This is a genomic window from Flavobacterium oreochromis (assembly GCF_019565455.1).
Classification (GTDB): domain Bacteria; phylum Bacteroidota; class Bacteroidia; order Flavobacteriales; family Flavobacteriaceae; genus Flavobacterium; species Flavobacterium oreochromis.
Window position 1 is genome coordinate 3,442,874 of record NZ_CP067377.1, and the last position, 18,596, is coordinate 3,461,469.

3 protein-coding genes and 2 pseudogenes are annotated in these 18,596 nt (G+C 31.2%); all 5 read right to left on the reverse strand.

The window, feature by feature from the left end:
• Window positions 1-13 precede the first annotated feature (13 nt).
• Window positions 14-7,461 (reverse strand): annotated as a pseudogene (locus JJC03_RS16600) (amino acid adenylation domain-containing protein).
• Window positions 7,440-7,688, reverse strand: a complete 249-nt coding sequence (locus JJC03_RS16605; protein ID WP_235873739.1) for a TubC N-terminal docking domain-related protein — start codon at window positions 7,686-7,688, stop codon at window positions 7,440-7,442. Before JJC03_RS16605 ends, JJC03_RS16600 begins: the two are co-directional and overlap by 22 nt.
• A 22-nt stretch (window positions 7,689-7,710) precedes the next feature.
• Window positions 7,711-9,356: pseudogene (locus JJC03_RS19345) on the reverse strand (outer membrane beta-barrel family protein).
• Window positions 9,357-9,364: 8 nt separating this feature from the next.
• Window positions 9,365-14,545 (reverse strand): non-ribosomal peptide synthetase, encoded by a 5,181-nt coding sequence (locus tag JJC03_RS16620; protein WP_309597818.1) that lies wholly within the window; start codon window positions 14,543-14,545, stop codon window positions 9,365-9,367.
• Complete coding sequence (locus JJC03_RS16625; RefSeq protein ID WP_235873742.1) at window positions 14,535-18,353, reverse strand: non-ribosomal peptide synthetase; 3,819 nt, start codon at window positions 18,351-18,353, stop codon at window positions 14,535-14,537. The genes JJC03_RS16620 and JJC03_RS16625 overlap by 11 nt, the downstream gene beginning before the upstream one ends.
• Between the last annotated feature and the right edge of the window lie 243 nt (window positions 18,354-18,596).

Genomic DNA, 18,596 nt, shown 5'->3' on the forward strand with positions numbered 1-18,596 from the left:
TTTCTTATGCTATTTATTTAATATTTTGATCAATTAATTCAAGATATCTTAAGGCAAACGATGCAACTTCTTGATCATTAAACAAGTTTTCGTTGTATTCTATTTCCAGATGGAGTAAGTTAGAAACAGCCAAACTAAATGTAAGATTCAATTTTGATAAAGAATTGGAACTTAAAATCAGAGACGTTTTATTAAACTTGATTGATTTATTAAGATTTTCCTCTCCTGTATCCTGGTTTTGAAGTGTGAACATCACATTAAATATGTTTTCGATAACTGCACCTTGTTCCATCAAGGCATCTACAATACTTGCAAAAGGATAGTAATAGTTTGAAAAATTTTTTAATACTGTGTCTTTCGTTTGATCAATAATTTCTATAAATGATTTGTTTTCCCCTACATTCATACATAATGGAACAGTATTCAAATACAAACCAATTTGATTTTCAAAAACAATATTTGGTCTTACTGAAAAAGGAGACAAAAGCACTACTTTATTGTTTCCTGTCCATTCATAAATTAAGAGAGCCGCTATAGAACTATATAAAATATAATCTGTGCTGTTATTTTTGAGAATAAAACTACGTACTCTATCTACCAATTCCGGGCTAGAATTGACCGAAATCTTTTTCCCTTTATAGGAATTTTGATTTTGATTGATTATAAATGATGGTTTTGGTAAAGGTAATAACTGATTGACCCAATAATCCTTGTAAATAGACTCGTTTATTTCAGTTTTTGCATTCAACCAACTTGCATATTCTTTATATTGGATGTAGAGTGACTCTTTTTTATAGTCGATATTCGTTTGCAAATTTTCATAATAATCAAAAAAGTCATCTATAATCACTTTAATGGAAGAACCGTCACAAACAATGTGATGAATATTGAAAATGAAAAAAGATTTATTATTAACAATTACATATTTGAAATAGATTAAAGGTCCATTTTCAAGATCAAAGATTCTTTCTTTTTCTTTTTTAATAAACAATCTCCATAAGTCGTAATTTCATTTTCGTTCAGACTTACTTCTTCTACTTCAAAATAAAAATTAAGATCTACAATATCAATTACTTTCTGCATCACACCAGTTTCTTCTATGGTGAAAACAGTTCGTAGTATTTCATGTCTTTTCACTAACATGTGTATGGAGTTTTCGACCAGTTTCTTGTCCAAAACACCATGAATCAACAAACCATGTACCATATTGTACGATTTCAGTAAATCATTACTTTTCTGGCATTCAAACCAAATACCGAATTGAGTGGCTGTAATAGGATAAAATTCCTGTTTTACTAAAGGTTCAATCTTTTCGTGAACAATCCCCGCTACATCATTATTTTGTTCTATAAATCCGGCAAGTGCAAGCGGTGTACTGAATTTAAAAAAATCTTTTATTTTGACCTCTACACTCCATTTTTCTTCTATCTTATTAATAACGGAAATGATTTTCAAAGAGTTCCCTCCTAATTCAAAAAAACTATCGGTTATACCTATATTTTCTACTCCTAATACTTCTTGCCAGATTGTAACTAATTGTTTTTCTGTCTCATTTCTTGGCGCTATGTATTCTCTGCGAATTAAGTCCTCTCCACTAACACTTGGTAACCCTTTACGGTCTATTTTTCCATTAGGGGTTAATGGTATCGTTTCTAGCTCAACAAAGTAACTGGGTACCATATATTCTGGCAACTTACTTTGTAGGTACTCGCGTAAAAGGGTTTTATCTATTTCTTTATCTTCTCTTGTGGTATAATAGGAAACTAATACTTTTTCGGAGTTGATTTCTTTTACTTCTACCACTACTTGAGTAATGTCTTGGCTAAATTGTGATAAGCTTGTTTCAATCTCTCCCAATTCTATACGATACCCACGTATTTTAACCTGAAAATCGGCTCTACCTAAAAACTCTATATTCCCGTCAGGTAACCATCTAGCTAAGTCTCCCGTGTCATACATCTTGGTTCCTGCTTCAAATGGATTTACTATAAACTTCTCTGCTGTTAATTCAGGTTTGTTTAAATAGCCTCTTGATAAGCCTGCGCCAGATATATACAACTTTCCAGTTACACCAATTGGAACCACCTTCTTGTCTTGATCTAAAATGTAAACTTGGGTGTTGGAAATAGGACGACCGATAGATAAAATCTCATTTTGTTTATAACAAAATTCAACTGAAGTCACTGTGGTTTCTGTTGGACCGTACTCATTATAAAAATCACAAATTGAACTCCATGATTTGGCTAATTCTATGGAACAAATATCACCTCCTGCTATTACTCTCTCTAAAGAAAACCTATTATCTGGTCTTATTTTATTTAATAATGACGGTACAGCATGTAGATGAGTAATTTCATTTTTATAAATAAAATTTTCTAACAACGTTTCATCCAACAACGTCTCTTTAGACAAAATAAATAAGCTACATCCATTTAAAATGGTCAGAAATATTTGCTCAACAGAAGCATCGAAAGAATAATTAGAAAATAAAAGTATTTTTTCATCTTTTTCTATTTGAAATTGTTCTATTTGAGATTGTATTAGATTAATTACTCCTTTATTCTCAATCATCACCCCTTTAGGTTGTCCTGTGGTTCCTGAAGTGTAAATGATATAAGCTAAATTATCTGGTTTACTAATAATTTCTAGATTAGAATTATCGTAATTACTTTTAGTGTTATTGAATTCTAACAAAAACTCTTCATTGATGGTAACTTTCGCTTGCGTATCTTGTTCTATATAATCAATACGATCTTGTGGGTATGCTGGATCAATAGGAACATACGCTGCTCCTGATTTTAATATTCCTAGGATAACCACAATCATCTTCTCGCTTCTTTCTAGCTTTATAGCTATTAAATCATCGGGCTGTATTTGATAATTTTCTCTTAGATATGCTCCTAATTGATTGGCTTGTTCATTAAGTTCTTGATACGTTAGCTCGACATTATCAAAAACAACTGCTACATTATCAGGTGTTTGAGTTACTTGTTCTTCAAACAACTCAACAATCGTTTTATCCTTTGGATAATCTACCTTCGTATTGTTAAAGTCATACAATAATTGATGACGTTCTTGAGTCGTTAAAAAATCAATGGTTTCAATTAGTTGCGTATCATTTTCGATAGCTTGGGTTAATAAACTCTCTAAATGTGCAAACATTCTCTCTATTAAGAACAAATCATAGATATCGGTATTATACTCAATAGTAAGACCTAATTGATCTGCTTCTTCCGCAAAAGTATAACTCACATCAAATTGTGATGTCTTTCTATGATAATCATATTCCTCAACTTTTAAACTCTTTATATCATTAGTAGTACCTCCTAATCGAAGTTGATTTTGGTTTTGTAATACCACTAAAACATCAAATAGAACTGAACGACTGGTATCGCGTTTTAAATTGAGTTTCCCTACTAATTCATCAAATGGATATAATTGATGTTCATAAGCTCTCAATAAAATTTCTTTCTCCTTTTGTAATAGAGAAGCAAAACTATTAGCATCTTCTTCTAATTGTGTTCGGATAGCTAGGGTATTTAAGTACAATCCTATTTGATTTTCTAAATCGGGATGTTCTCTTCCTGCTATTGGGGTTCCTATGACCAAATCGGTTTGACCTGTATAACGATATAACAAGGCTTTTATACCCGCCATTAAAGTCATAAAAAGGGTAACTCCTTTATCTTCTGAATACTGTTTTAATTTACTGGTAAATTCCTTTGAAAATAACTGACTTACATTGTCTCCATTATAGGTTTGAATTAGTGGACGTGTCTTGTAACTTGGTAGATCCAATACTGGTAGTTCGCCTGAGAATTGTGCTAGCCAATACTTCTCCGCCTTTTCATATTTCTCGCCTTTGATTTCTTCTTGTAACCATACCGCATAGTCTTTGTATTGAATAGGAAGTTCTGTTGCTGTTATTACTCCGTCTTGTAACAATGAATTGTAATTATTCACTACTTCTGAAATCAACAACTCGGTTGACCAACCATCACCAATAATGTGGTGCATTGATAGGAAAAACACATACTCGTTTGCTCCTTTTTGTAATAGGCTTGCTCGTAATAAAGGACCTTGTTCTAAATCAAAAGCTTCTGCATTGGTTTGTTGTAAATAGTTTTCTATAGCAACACTATCAGCATCTTGAAAATCTAAAACTGTTAGATTAAATGTTATATCTTCTTGTGTTTTTATATGTTGACGGATTTCTCCTGTGTTTTTATCCGATCTAAAACACGTACGTAGAATCTCGTGTCTTGCTATTAATTCTTGGAAAGCTTTTTCAAAATTAGTAATATCTAATTCTCCTTTTAGTCGAACTACCGCTGGCATATTATAAGCCTGCGAACCACCTTCTAACTGACTCAATACCCATAATCTTTGTTGTGATGGGGTTAAAGGATAGTTTTCTTGTTCTGCTGCTTTAGGAATGGCTACATAGTTCTTATGACTTAGATTTTTTGAAATTCCTTTAATAGTAGGAGTGGCAAAAAAATCTTTGAAACTTATTTGCAGGGATAATCGTTGGTGAATTTTATTAAGCACTTGAGCTGCCATTAAACTATGACCGCCTAATTCAAAGAAACTATCGGTTATACCTATATTTTCTACTCCTAATACTTCTTGCCATATTGTAACTAATTGTTCTTCTGTCGCATTCCTTGGCGCTATGTATTCTCTACGTATTAAGTCCTCTCCACTAACACTTGGTAACCCTTTGCGGTCTATTTTTCCATTAGGGGTTAATGGTATCGTTTCAAGCTCAACAAAGTAACTGGGTACCATATACTCTGGAAGTTTACTTTGTAGGTATTCACGTAAATTAGTTTTATCTATTTCTTTGTTTTCTCTTGTGGTATAGTAGGCAACTAATACTTTTTCGGAGTTGATTTCTTTTGCTTCTACCACTACTTGAGCAATGTCTTCACTAAATTGTGATAAACTTGTTTCAATCTCTCCAAATTCTATACGATACCCACGTATTTTAACCTGAAAATCGGCTCTACCTAAAAACTCTATATTCCCGTCAGGCAACCATCTAGCTAAGTCTCCCGTGTCATACATCTTGGTTCCTTCTACAAATGGATTTACTATAAACTTCTCTGCCGTTAATTCGGGTTTGTTTAAATAACCTCGCGATAAGCCTGATCCAGCCACATATAACTTTCCTGTTACGCCAATTGGAACCACCTTCTTGTCTTGATCTAAAATGTAAACTTGGGTGTTGGAAATGGGGCGACCGATGGGAAGAGTAACATAGTCTCTATCCATAACTTTGTAATATGTACTATATGTGGTATCTTCCGATGGACCATATAAATTATAAACTGATAATTTAAATAAAGGTAATTTGTTTGTTAAATCTACTGGAATAGGCTCGCCTGCCATATTTAAAATACTTACGCCTTCTAAACTAATTTTATCTGTTAATAATTTATTAACTACTGATGGAACTGTATTAATAAGAATACTTTCTTCTGTATTCACATAATCTTTTATACTCAATCCATTTTTAAGAATTCTTACTTTCTTGCCAATTGATAAACTATAGAACATTTCGTAAATAGACAAATCAAAACAATATGAAGTAGCTGAATAGACTACATTAAATTGAGTATTATCAAATTCTTGTTTGCTCCAATTAATCAACTCAACAGCACTTCTATTCTCAATCATCACCCCTTTAGGCTGTCCTGTCGTCCCAGAAGTATAAATTACATAAGCTAGACTATCTGGTTTACTGATGATTTCTAAATTAGAATTATCGTAATTGTTTTTAACGTTATTGAATTCTAACAAAAACTCTTCAGTGATGGTAACTTTTGCTTGCGTATCTTGTTCTATATAATCAATACGATCTTGTGGGTATGCTGGATCAATAGGGACATACGCTGCTCCTGATTTTAATATTCCTAGGATAGCCACAATCATCTTCTCGCTTCTTTCTAGCTTAATCGCTATTAAGTCATCAGGTTGTATTTGATAATTTTCTCTTAGATATGCTCCTAATTGATTGGCTTGTTCATTAAGTTCTTGGTAGGTTAACTCTACATTCTCAAAAACAACCGCTACATTATCAGGTGTTTTAAGCACTTGTTCTTCAAACAACTCAACAATCGTTTTATCCTTTGGATAATCTACCTTGGTATCGTTAAAGTCATATACTAATTGATGACGTTCCTCATCTGTAGTAATTTCAATTTCAGAAATTAGCTGATCTGTATTTTTAGCTACTTTCTCAAGAATATTGCTAAAATGTGCTATTAAGTTCTTTATAAAGAATTCCTCATAAATGTCAGAATCATAATTAAGTTCAAGATTTAATTTGTCTTCTTCTAGATGAAAACTAAACGTTAAATCAAATTTACTTGTTTCATCTTGTGGGATGATTTTCTTTATGGTTGTATTTTCAAGAGCAATTACACCAGAATCGGACTTCTCTTGTAAAGAAATCATAACATCAAATAATGGATTTCTTGAAGAATCGTATGGGAATTTTAAATTTGAAACTAATTCATCAAAAGGATATTCTTGGTGTTTGTATGCTTCTAGTAATTGAGTCTTATTGGATTGCAATAAACTTAAAAATGACTGATTCTTTTCAACTTTTGTTCGTAAAGCTAAAGTATTAGCATAAAAACCTATTTGATTTTCTAATTCTTGTAATTCCCTATTTGCAATAGGAGTTCCTATAATTATGTCTTTTTGATTGGTATATTTAAATAGTAATACATCCACTAGAGTCTTTAGCCCCATGAATAAAGTGGCGTGATTATCTTGACATACTTTTTGAAATTTTGATAAACTAGAAGATGAAAATTGAGTCAAAATTGTACTACCGTTTCCATTTTTCACCTTAGGTCTAGGTTTAAAAGAAGGTAATTGTAGCACAGGAATTTCCTCAGAAAAAACAGCCAGCCAGTACTCTTTATCCTCTTTTAATCCATTAGAACCTATTCTATTTTGTTGCCAAACAGCGTAATCTTTGTATTGAATTGATAATCCATCTAAATGATGTGAATTTTCATTATTGTAAATAGCAAAGAAATCTTTAGCAAAAACTTCTAACGACCATCCATCACTAATAATGTGATGCATTATAATTAATAAGATATGCTTATCATCAGATTCTTTAAATACATTTGCTTTAAATAATAGATCTTTAGATAAATCAAAAGGAGTATTAATTATTTCTTCGATAGATTTCTGTATTTCTTCAGGTTTTTCAGAATCTTTGGTTATTAAATTAAATAAATCATCGGTATAATGCTGTATTACTTGCACAGGATTACCTTGAGAATCAATGCTAAATTTTGTTCTTAAAGACTCGTGTCTTTTTAATAGAAATTGCAACGCTTTTTGTAACTTATCTAATGAAAAACTCCCTTCTATTTCAAATACCATAGGAATATGGTAGGCTACATTATCAGGGTTCATTTGATGTAGTAACCACATTCTTTTTGTGTGGAAGAAAGCGGATAAAACTCATTTTCTGCTACTTTAGTAATTATAGGTTTTACATTAAAATCCTTCAAAAAGTTAATTAATTCAACCTTTTTACCTCTAATTTCTTCTAAAATTTCGGTAGTAATAACTCCTTTAGGTGCTTGTATATCAAGATTCTCTCCTTTAAGCCCGATTTTTATATCAAGAGAATTTAATTTTTCTAATAACTGATTCATGAGATTATTATAAAAGCATTATTTAGTTTCCTGTTCTATTTCTTTCTTCTTCGTTACCTACAGGTCTTTTTACAGATTTGAGTTTTTGATTTCCAATTTTATAACTTATATTCAACTGTATATATTGATTGTCTGAATAATAAATACCATTCTGATGAATACTATTAAAATAAGAATTCACATCAATCTTATCGCTTTTAAATAAATCATTAGCTTTTAGAGTAATTTTAAGAGGGTGATTTTTCAATGAATATTGTAATGACATTGATAAATTACTCATTGATGCAATATTATAAAACTTACCATCAACTCCTTTTGAACTGTACCAAAAGTTAATATTATACACCCAAGATTTATTTTTATCAATTATGAAGTCATTATTGGTTGAAAATCGGCTATTCCATCCGGTCTGAGACCTATCAATTAGGGAAATAAACGATTTTGATTGTACATAATTTATGTCTAAACTATTGGTAGAAGTCCACCACTTATATTTTTCAAAAATGTAACTTTCTGAAAATCCAATTCTACTGGTTTTAACATAATTTTTATTTGTAAAAACTATATCTTTTGTAAAAGAATTAGGAATAGAAACTTGTCCATAAAGATTATCTTCGTAAGCAAAATAAATCTTACTTTCAAGTGTTTTATAATTATATACAAAGTCAATATTATCAATAAAAGCAGGTAGTAGAAAAGGATTTCCTCCAATTTTTTGAAAAGGACTCACGTACCATTCATTAGGATTTAATTCCATAAAAGTGGGTCTTTCTATTCTTCTGCTATAATTTAAAGAAAACGTACTGTTTTCAGAATAACTATAATTTACATTCAAACTAGGAAATAATTTTGCATAATCAGATTTGAATTTTGTATTTAAACTATTTGAATTATTTTCCAAAATAGTGGATTCATACCTTAAACCTAACTGAGTTTCCCATTTTTCATTAAATTTTTATTAACAGAAACATATAGTGCTTGGATATACTCTTTGTATTCAAAATTTGAAGGATTTAAAGTATATTGAGAGATTGGTAAATTAACAAGTCCACTATTAAATTGATTCATTTCATTTGTTGCATTTGAAAAACTCAATTTTCCTCCAAAACTCAAATTGTAGCCCTTTATTGGATAATCAATATCAATTTTTGCTGAATAATTGTTTATATCTTGTTTATTTAGATTTTCTCCTTTAAAATATTGAAGTTGATTTGAAGAATAACTTACCGATTTTCCATCATAGTACTTATTATCTTGATTTGAAAAATTAAAATAGTCTATATCAAAGCTAATTTTTCGATTTAAAGTATCCAACTTAAATTCATTATGAAAATTAATAGAATTAAACTTTGGTTTATTTGATTGATTACCTACTGAAAAAAGTTCTTTCTCAATTAATTTAGTAGAAGAATTTGTTGAAGATGTATAGGGACTGTCGGTAATAGTGGTTCTATTATTATTTATCATATACTGAATACCTGATTTCCAAAATTTATTTATTTGATAATCAATTCCTATTTTCCCTCCAAATCTTTTATAATTAGATAAAAAAGGAGATTTTGTATACCATAAAGCATCCGTAAAATAAGCATAATCATCTTGATCAGTCAGTCTCTTTCCTTGTCTATAATTTAAAGCAGTTGTTAATGTGAATTTATTCTTATTCATATTAAAATTCAAAAAACTAGAACCATCTGGTCTACTTCTTTGTAAATAACCAATTCCAAAATTTGAATTCCAAGAATCTTTTTAGCCGTTTTCGTTTTAATATTAATCATTCCACTATTACCAGCCGCATCATATTTTGCAGGTGGTGTGGTAATAACTTCTATACTTTTTATATTATCAGCAGAAATAGACTTCAAAAAATTACCTAACTCTTCTTGTTTAAGTTGTATAATTTTATCATCTATCATTACGCTAACTACACCTTTTCCTATTATAGAAATATTATCATTTTGTACTTTTACACCTGGTGTAATTTTTAGTGCATCTAAGGCATCTCCCCCAGTTGTTGCAATAGATTTTTCTACATTAAATACAACTCTATCAATTTTTCTTTCTACCACTTTCCTTTTAGAAGACACTACTACTTCTTCAAGTTTTTTAACACCTTCTAACTGTATTATTCCTAAATTAATATCAGAATTAACCTGCAATTGCTTATTAAATAAAATTTCACCTAATTGTTTAACTTTGAAAACATACGTACCAGACTGTTCCACTTTTAAACTAAAAGTTCCGTCTTCGTTTATTAGATCATTCTTCACAATTATTGAATCCTTATTTATTAAGGATACCTCCGTAAATTGATTTTTACTTTTATCAGATTGCTCTAATTTCCCAGTGATATTGTGTTGTGCTAAAACATTCGTCAAGCAAAACAGTAAACTAATAGTAAATAAAATTTGTTTCAATTTAAATTGTAAAGGTTTCTGATTCTGAATTTTCATATTCTTTTTAGTTATATCTTTTAGTAATTGCAGATTATTTATTTTTCTTCCTAATTCTTGTATAGTGACTAAATCAAAAAATTGATTAAGATTTATATTAATTTCATATAGTTCATTTATTCTGTGAATTGTCTTAATAGCCAATAAACTATGCCCTCCTAGTTCAAAAAAATTATCAGTTATACCAATATTTTCAACATTTAATATCTCTTGCCAAATGGAAACTAATGCCACCTCAATAGTTGTTTGCGGAGCTATATAAGCTTTCTTTACTATATTGTCCTCAGAAATTTCAGGTAAGGCTTTACGATTTACTTTACCATTTGGTGTGAGTGGAATACTCATTAATTTTACAAAGAAATTAGGCACCATATAATCAGGCAATCTTTCTTGTAAATACGATTTAACAGCTGTTGTATCTAATTCAGACTCCCCCTTTTCAGTATAATAAGCTACTAAATATTTTTGCCCGTTGATTTCTTTTGCGTCTACTACCGCTTGAATAATTTGCTCATTTTCTTGCAATTTCGATTCAATTTCTCCTAATTCGATTCGGAAACCTCGTATTTTTACTTGAAAATCATTTCTACCTAAAAACTCTATTTCTCCTTTTTCATTCCATTTTCCTAGATCACCTACTTCATACATCAATGTTCCTTGTTCGAATGGATTGTTAATGAATTTTTCAGAAGTCAAATCTGGATTATTGTAATAGCCTTTTGCTAAACCATCGCCTGCAATGAATATTCGTCCTACCGTATTTGATGGTAACACATTCAAATTAGCATCCACAATATAAATTTGTGTATTGGCAATAGGTTTACCAATATTCGATGCATCTGAAGGTTTTTCTATTTTTTTACAACTCGACCAAATGGTTGTTTCTGTTGGACCATACATATTCCAAACTTCTTGACAAGAATCCAAAAGTTGTTTGCTTAGTGATTCATTTAAACTATCTCCTCCACATAACACTTTTAATTTCTTGTTTCCTTCCCAATCTGCATTGAATAGCATTTGATAAAAACTTGGCGTGGCTTGTATAACGGAAGGATTAACTTTTGCTAAAATTTCTTTTAAAACATCTATATTTCCTAACACCTCTTTACTCGCTACATACACACAAGCGCCACTTATAAGAGGTGCAAAAAATTCTAAAATAGAAATATCAAAAGAATAAGTAGTTACAGAAAAAAGTGTATCCTGAGATTCAATTCCTGGTTGTTTTTGAATACTTACTAAAAAATTACACAAGGCTTTGTGTGGTATTCCAACTCCCTTTGGATTACCTGTTGAGCCTGAAGTATAAATGATATAAGCAGTGTCTTCAACTTTAATTGAATTTGAATTAAAACTGGTATTTCCTTCAAATTCTAAAATCTCTTTTTTACTGATTAAACTAACTTTGTCTGATGGCTTTTCAGTTAAATTAAAATCATTCATCAAGTCATCTTCAATTATCAATACTCTTGAATTACTTTGATTGATGATGTATTCTATTCTTTCTTTTGGTAATAAGGGATCTATAGGAATGTAACTTTTACCCGATTTTAAAATACCTAGTAATAAAACAATTAAATCAGCCGAACGATTAACAATAATCCCGATAGGTTCTTTATCCAATCCAAATTTTGAAGTTAAATAAGTTGCAACAGCATTTGATTTTAATTGTAACTCTTTGTAGGTAAAGCTTATCAAGGAATCTTGAACTGCTACATTATCAGGTGTTTTTGCTACTTGTTCTTCAAATAACTCTACAATCGTTTTATTCTTTGGATAATATACCTTGGTATCATTAAAGTCATACAATAATTGATGACACTCTTTAGTAGTTAAAAAGTCAATGGTTTCAATTAGTTGCGTATCATTTTCGATAGCTTGGGTTAATAAACTCTCTAAATGTGCAAACATTCTCTCTATTAAGAACAAATCATAGATATCGGTATTATACTCAATAGTAAGACCTAATTGATCTGCTTCTTCCGCAAAAGTATAACTTACATCAAATTGTGATGTCTTTCTATGATAATCATATTCTGCTACTTCTAAACTCTTTATATCATTTGTACTGCTACCTAATCGAAGTTGATTTTGGTTTTGTAATACCACTAAAACATCAAATAGAACTGAACGACTGGTATCACGTTTTAAATTAAGTTTCCCTACTAATTCATCAAATGGATATAATTGATGCTCGTAAGCTCCTAATAGAACTTCTTTTTCCTTTTGTAAAAGCGAAGCAAAACTATTTTCATCATCTTCTAATTGTGTTCGGATAGCTAGAGTATTTAAGTACAATCCTATTTGATTTTCTAAATCGGGATGTTCTCTTCCTGCTATTGGGGTTCCTATGACCAAATCGGTTTGACCTGTATAACGATATAACAAGGCTTTTATACCCGCCATTAAAGTCATAAAAAGGGTAACTCCTTTATCTTCTGAATACTGTTTTAATTTACTGGTAAATTCCTTTGAAAATAACTGACTTACATTGTCTCCATTATAGGTTTGAATTAGTGGACGTGTCTTGTAACTTGGTAGATCCAATACTGGTAGTTCGCCTGAGAATTGTGCTAGCCAATACTTCTCCGCCTTTTCATATTTCTCGCCTTTGATTTCTTCTTGTAACCATACCGCATAGTCTTTGTATTGAATAGGAAGTTCTGTTGCTGTTATTACTCCGTCTTGTAACAATGAATTGTAATTATTCACTACTTCTGAAATCAACAACTCGGTTGACCAACCATCACCAATAATGTGGTGCATTGATAGGAAAAACACATACTCGTTTGCTCCTTTTTGTAATAGGCTTGCTCGTAATAAAGGACCTTGTTCTAAATCAAAAGCTTCTGCATTGGTTTGTTGTAAATAGTTTTCTATAGCAACACTATCAGCATCTTGAAAATCTAAAACTGTTAGATTAAATGTTATATCTTCTTGTGTTTTTATATGTTGACGGATTTCTCCTGTGTTTTTATCCGATCTAAAACACGTACGTAGAATCTCGTGTCTTGCTATTAATTCTTGGAAAGCTTTTTCAAAATTAGTAATATCTAATTCTCCTTTTAGTCGAACTACCGCTGGCATATTATAAGCCTGCGAACCACCTTCTAACTGACTCAATACCCATAATCTTTGTTGTGATGGGGTTAAAGGATAGTTTTCTTGTTCTGCTGCTTTAGGAATGGCTACATAGTTCTTATGACTTAGATTTTTTGAAATTCCTTTAATAGTAGGAGTGGCAAAAAAATCTTTGAAACTTATTTGCAGGGATAATCGTTGGTGAATTTTATTAAGCACTTGAGCTGCCATTAAACTATGACCGCCTAATTCAAAGAAACTATCGGTTATACCTATATTTTCTACTCCTAATACTTCTTGCCATATTGTAACTAATTGTTCTTCTGTCGCATTCCTTGGCGCTATGTATTCTCTACGTATTAAGTCCTCTCCACTAACACTTGGTAACCCTTTGCGGTCTATTTTTCCATTAGGGGTTAATGGTATCGTTTCAAGCTCAACAAAGTAACTGGGTACCATATACTCTGGAAGTTTACTTTGTAGGTATTCACGTAAATTAGTTTTATCTATTTCTTTGTTTTCTCTTGTGGTATAGTAGGCAACTAATACTTTTTCGGAGTTGATTTCTTTTGCTTCTACCACTACTTGAGCAATGTCTTCACTAAATTGTGATAAACTTGTTTCAATCTCTCCCAATTCTATACGATACCCACGTATTTTAACCTGAAAATCGGCTCTACCTAAAAACTCTATATTCCCGTCAGGCAACCATCTAGCTAAGTCTCCCGTGTCATACATCTTGGTTCCTTCTTCAAATGGATTTACTATAAACTTCTCTGCCGTTAATTCAGGTTTGTTTAAATAGCCTCGCGATAAGCCTGATCCAGATATATACAATCTATCGTAAACACCAATGGGAGCTAATCTATTTTTGTTTCCTATATAAATTTGAGTATTTGAAAAAGGTTTTCCAATAGGTGTAGTACCTCTAAATTCAATTAAAGCTTCATCAAAATATGTGGAATCTATTGTTACTTCTGTTACACCGTAGCTATTAATCACTTTAATAGAATTCCCAAATTTATTTCTAATAGATAAAAAGTCTTGATTATTAAAACTGTCTGAACCGAAAATGAAAATTTTTAAAAATGAAAAATCTAATTTTTTCGTTATTATCAAATCACACAGGCCTAATAATAAAGAAGGGGTTCCTTCTAAAATTGAAATTTTATGTTTCTTTAGCAACTCATACAGAGATTGATAATCTAATTTAACATTATTTGGACAGATTACCATTTTTCCACCATTAAGAATAGAACGGCATATATCTCCCACAAAAACGTCAAATGAAATACTTGCTAATTGAAGTAAATTAATTTCGATTTTTTTCTAATTGATACTCTTTTTTCCAAGATTCATAGATATTAGCTACACTTCTATTCTCAATCATCACCCCTTTAGGTTGTCCTGTGGTTCCTGAAGTGTAAATGATATAAGCTAAATTATCTGGTTTACTAATAATTTCTAGATTAGAATTATCGTAATTGCTTTTAGCATTATTGAATTCTGTTAAAAACTCTTCATTGATGGTAACTTTCGCTTGAGTATCTTGTTCTATATAATCAATACGATCTTGTGGGTATGCTGGATCAATAGGGACATACGCTGCTCCTGATTTTAATATTCCTAGGATAACCACAATCATCTTCTCGCTTCTTTCTAGCTTTATAGCTATTAAGTCATCGGGCTGTATTTGATAATTTTCTCTTAGATACGCTCCTAATTGATTGGCTTGTTCATTAAGTTCTTGATACGTTAACTCGACATTATCAAAAACAACTGCTACATTATCAGGTGTTTTAACTACTTGTTCTTCGAACAATTCCACGATAGTCTTATCCTTTGGATAATCTACCTTGGTATCATTAAAATCATACAATAATTGATGACGCTCTTTAGTAGTTAAAAAGTCAATGGTTTCAATTAGTTGCGTATCATTTTCGATAGCTTGGGTTAATAAACTCTCTAAATGTGCAAACATTCTCTCTATTAAGAACAAATCATAGATATCGGTATTATACTCAATAGTAAGACCTAATTGATCTGCTTCTTCCGCAAAAGTATAACTCACATCAAATTGTGATGTCTTTCTATGATAATCATATTCCTCAACTTTTAAACTCTTTATATCATTAGTAGTACCTCCTAATCGAAGTTGATTTTGGTTTTGTAATACCACTAAAACATCAAATAGAACTGAACGACTGGTATCGCGTTTTAAATTGAGTTTCCCTACTAATTCATCAAATGGATATAATTGATGTTCATAAGCTCTCAATAAAATTTCTTTCTCCTTTTGTAATAGAGAAGCAAAACTATTAGCATCTTCTTCTAATTGTGTTCGGATAGCTAGGGTATTTAAGTACAATCCTATTTGATTTTCTAAATCGGGATGTTCTCTTCCTGCTATTGGGGTTCCTATGACCAAATCGGTTTGACCTGTATAACGATATAACAAGGCTTTTATACCCGCCATTAAAGTCATAAAAAGGGTAACTCCTTTATCTTCTGAATACTGTTTTAATTTACTGGTAAATTCCTTTGAAAATAACTGACTTACATTGTCTCCATTATAGGTTTGAATTAGTGGACGTGTCTTGTAACTTGGTAGATCCAATACTGGTAGTTCGCCTGAGAATTGTGCTAGCCAATACTTCTCCGCCTTTTCATATTTCTCGCCTTTGATTTCTTCTTGTAACCATACCGCATAGTCTTTGTATTGAATAGGAAGTTCTGTTGCTGTTATTACTCCGTCTTGTAACAATGAATTGTAATTATTCACTACTTCTGAAATCAACAACTCGGTTGACCAACCATCACCAATAATGTGGTGCATTGATAGGAAAAACACATACTCGTTTGCTCCTTTTTGTAATAGGCTTGCTCGTAATAAAGGACCTTGTTCTAAATCAAAAGCTTCTGCATTGGTTTGTTGTAAATAGTTTTCTATAGCAACACTATCAGCATCTTGAAAATCTAAAACTGTTAGATTAAATGTTATATCTTCTTGTGTTTTTATATGTTGACGGATTTCTCCTGTGTTTTTATCCGATCTAAAACACGTACGTAGAATCTCGTGTCTTGCTATTAATTCTTGGAAAGCTTTTTCAAAATTAGTAATATCTAATTCTCCTTTTAGTCGAACTACCGCTGGCATATTATAAGCCTGCGAACCACCTTCTAACTGACTCAATACCCATAATCTTTGTTGTGATGGGGTTAAAGGATAGTTTTCTTGTTCTGCTGCTTTAGGAATGGCTACATAGTTCTTATGACTTAGATTTTTTGAAATTCCTTTAATAGTAGGAGTGGCAAAAAAATCTTTGAAACTTATTTGCAGGGATAATCGTTGGTGAATTTTATTAAGCACTTGAGCTGCCATTAAACTATGACCGCCTAATTCAAAGAAACTATCGGTTATACCTATATTTTCTACTCCTAATACTTCTTGCCATATTGTAACTAATTGTTCTTCTGTCGCATTCCTTGGCGCTATGTATTCTCTACGTATTAAGTCCTCTCCACTAACACTTGGTAACCCTTTGCGGTCTATTTTTCCATTAGGGGTTAATGGTATCGTTTCAAGCTCAACAAAGTAACTGGGTACCATATACTCTGGAAGTTTACTTTGTAGGTATTCACGTAAATTAGTTTTATCTATTTCTTTGTTTTCTCTTGTGGTATAGTAGGCAACTAATACTTTTTCGGAGTTGATTTCTTTTGCTTCTACCACTACTTGAGCAATGTCTTCACTAAATTGTGATAAACTTGTTTCAATCTCTCCAAATTCTATACGATACCCACGTATTTTAACCTGAAAATCGGCTCTACCTAAAAACTCTATATTCCCGTCAGGCAACCATCTAGCTAAGTCTCCCGTGTCATACATCTTGGTTCCTTCTTCAAATGGATTTACTATAAACTTCTCTGCCGTTAATTCAGGTTTGTTTAAATAGCCTCTTGATAAGCCTGCGCCAGATATATACAACTTTCCAGTTACGCCAATTGGAACCACCTTCTTGTCTTGATCTAAAATGTAAACTTGGGTGTTGGAAATGGGGCGACCGATGGGAAGTATTTTATATTCTTCATTTGACTCGAGTTGAAAAATACTTGTACATACAGAATATTCAGTAGGTCCATAGGCATTAAAGTATTTTTTATTATTATTCAATACTTTTTTTGCTATAAATGGATTTGCAGATTCCCCAGCAGTAATTATAACTCTTAAACTGGTGAGTTCATCAATATTGAGTTTCTCTAAGTAACTTGGAGGAAAAGTTACAACTGTAGATTGCGTAGAATTGATAAAATCAGTGAATTGTTTTGTATCTTTTATTTCATATTCTGAAGGAATACATAAAGTAGCCCCTGAGTATAAACTCATCATCATTTCTGAGATTGATGCATCAAAAGCAATAGAGGCAAACCAAACAATTTTGTCATTTGAAGTGATATCAAATGTCTTAATTTGGTCAAAAGACATGTTAATATTACTTGTATGTTCAATTAACACCCCTTTAGGATTTCCTGTAGAGCCAGAAGTATAAATTAAGTAAGCAAGATCATTAGGCGAAATATCTCTATCTAAATTATTGACAGACTCATTCTTAATCTTTTCATATTCTAAGCTTGCATAATCTTTCTCAATATTAAGATTTTTAATAATTTCATCTGTACTTATTAGAATATCACTTTGACTATCATTTAGTATGAATTCTATTCGATTAGAAGGATAATGAGGGTCTATTGGCAAATAGACACAGCCTAGTTTTTCAATTGCAAGGAAAGCTACAAGCAAATCATAGGATTTGGGTAGCAAACAAGCCACTACTTTCCTTGATTGGATATTATAATTAGAGTTTAAATAACGTGCAAATTGATTGACCTTTCCATTAAGTTCCTTGTAGGTAAATTGTTTATTATCAAAATAAACGGCTACTTTTTCGGACGATTTAATTACTTGTTCTTCAAAAAGATCTACTATTGTCTTATTGTTAGGACAACTTACTTTAGTATCATTAAAATCGTAAAGTATTTTTTGGAAGTCATTTTCATTAACAAGATTGTAATCACTTAATTTATTATTTAACAAATGCTCTAACGAGAGCAGAATTTGTTTGCAATTCACTAAAAGGTTTTCTATCAGATAAACAGGGTAATCTTTTGGGAAGGTTACTTCTAAAACTATATTTTCCTCTTCTTCTAAAATTATGAATGTTAAATTTTTTTCTCCTTCAACACTTGTTTTATTGTATTGAATAGTAAGATTAGAATAATCTTGTAATAAAACTCTTTCGCTTTTATAATTATTCTGAAGTATGGCTTCTTTAAAAGCTAATGAAACGGATTGAATGTTTTCTTTAAAAGTTAT

Coding starts and splice junctions, on each gene's coding strand:
- JJC03_RS16605 (WP_235873739.1), bottom strand. CDS start 7,688: ATGAATCAGTTATTAGAAAAATTAAATTCTCTTGATATAAAAATCGGG.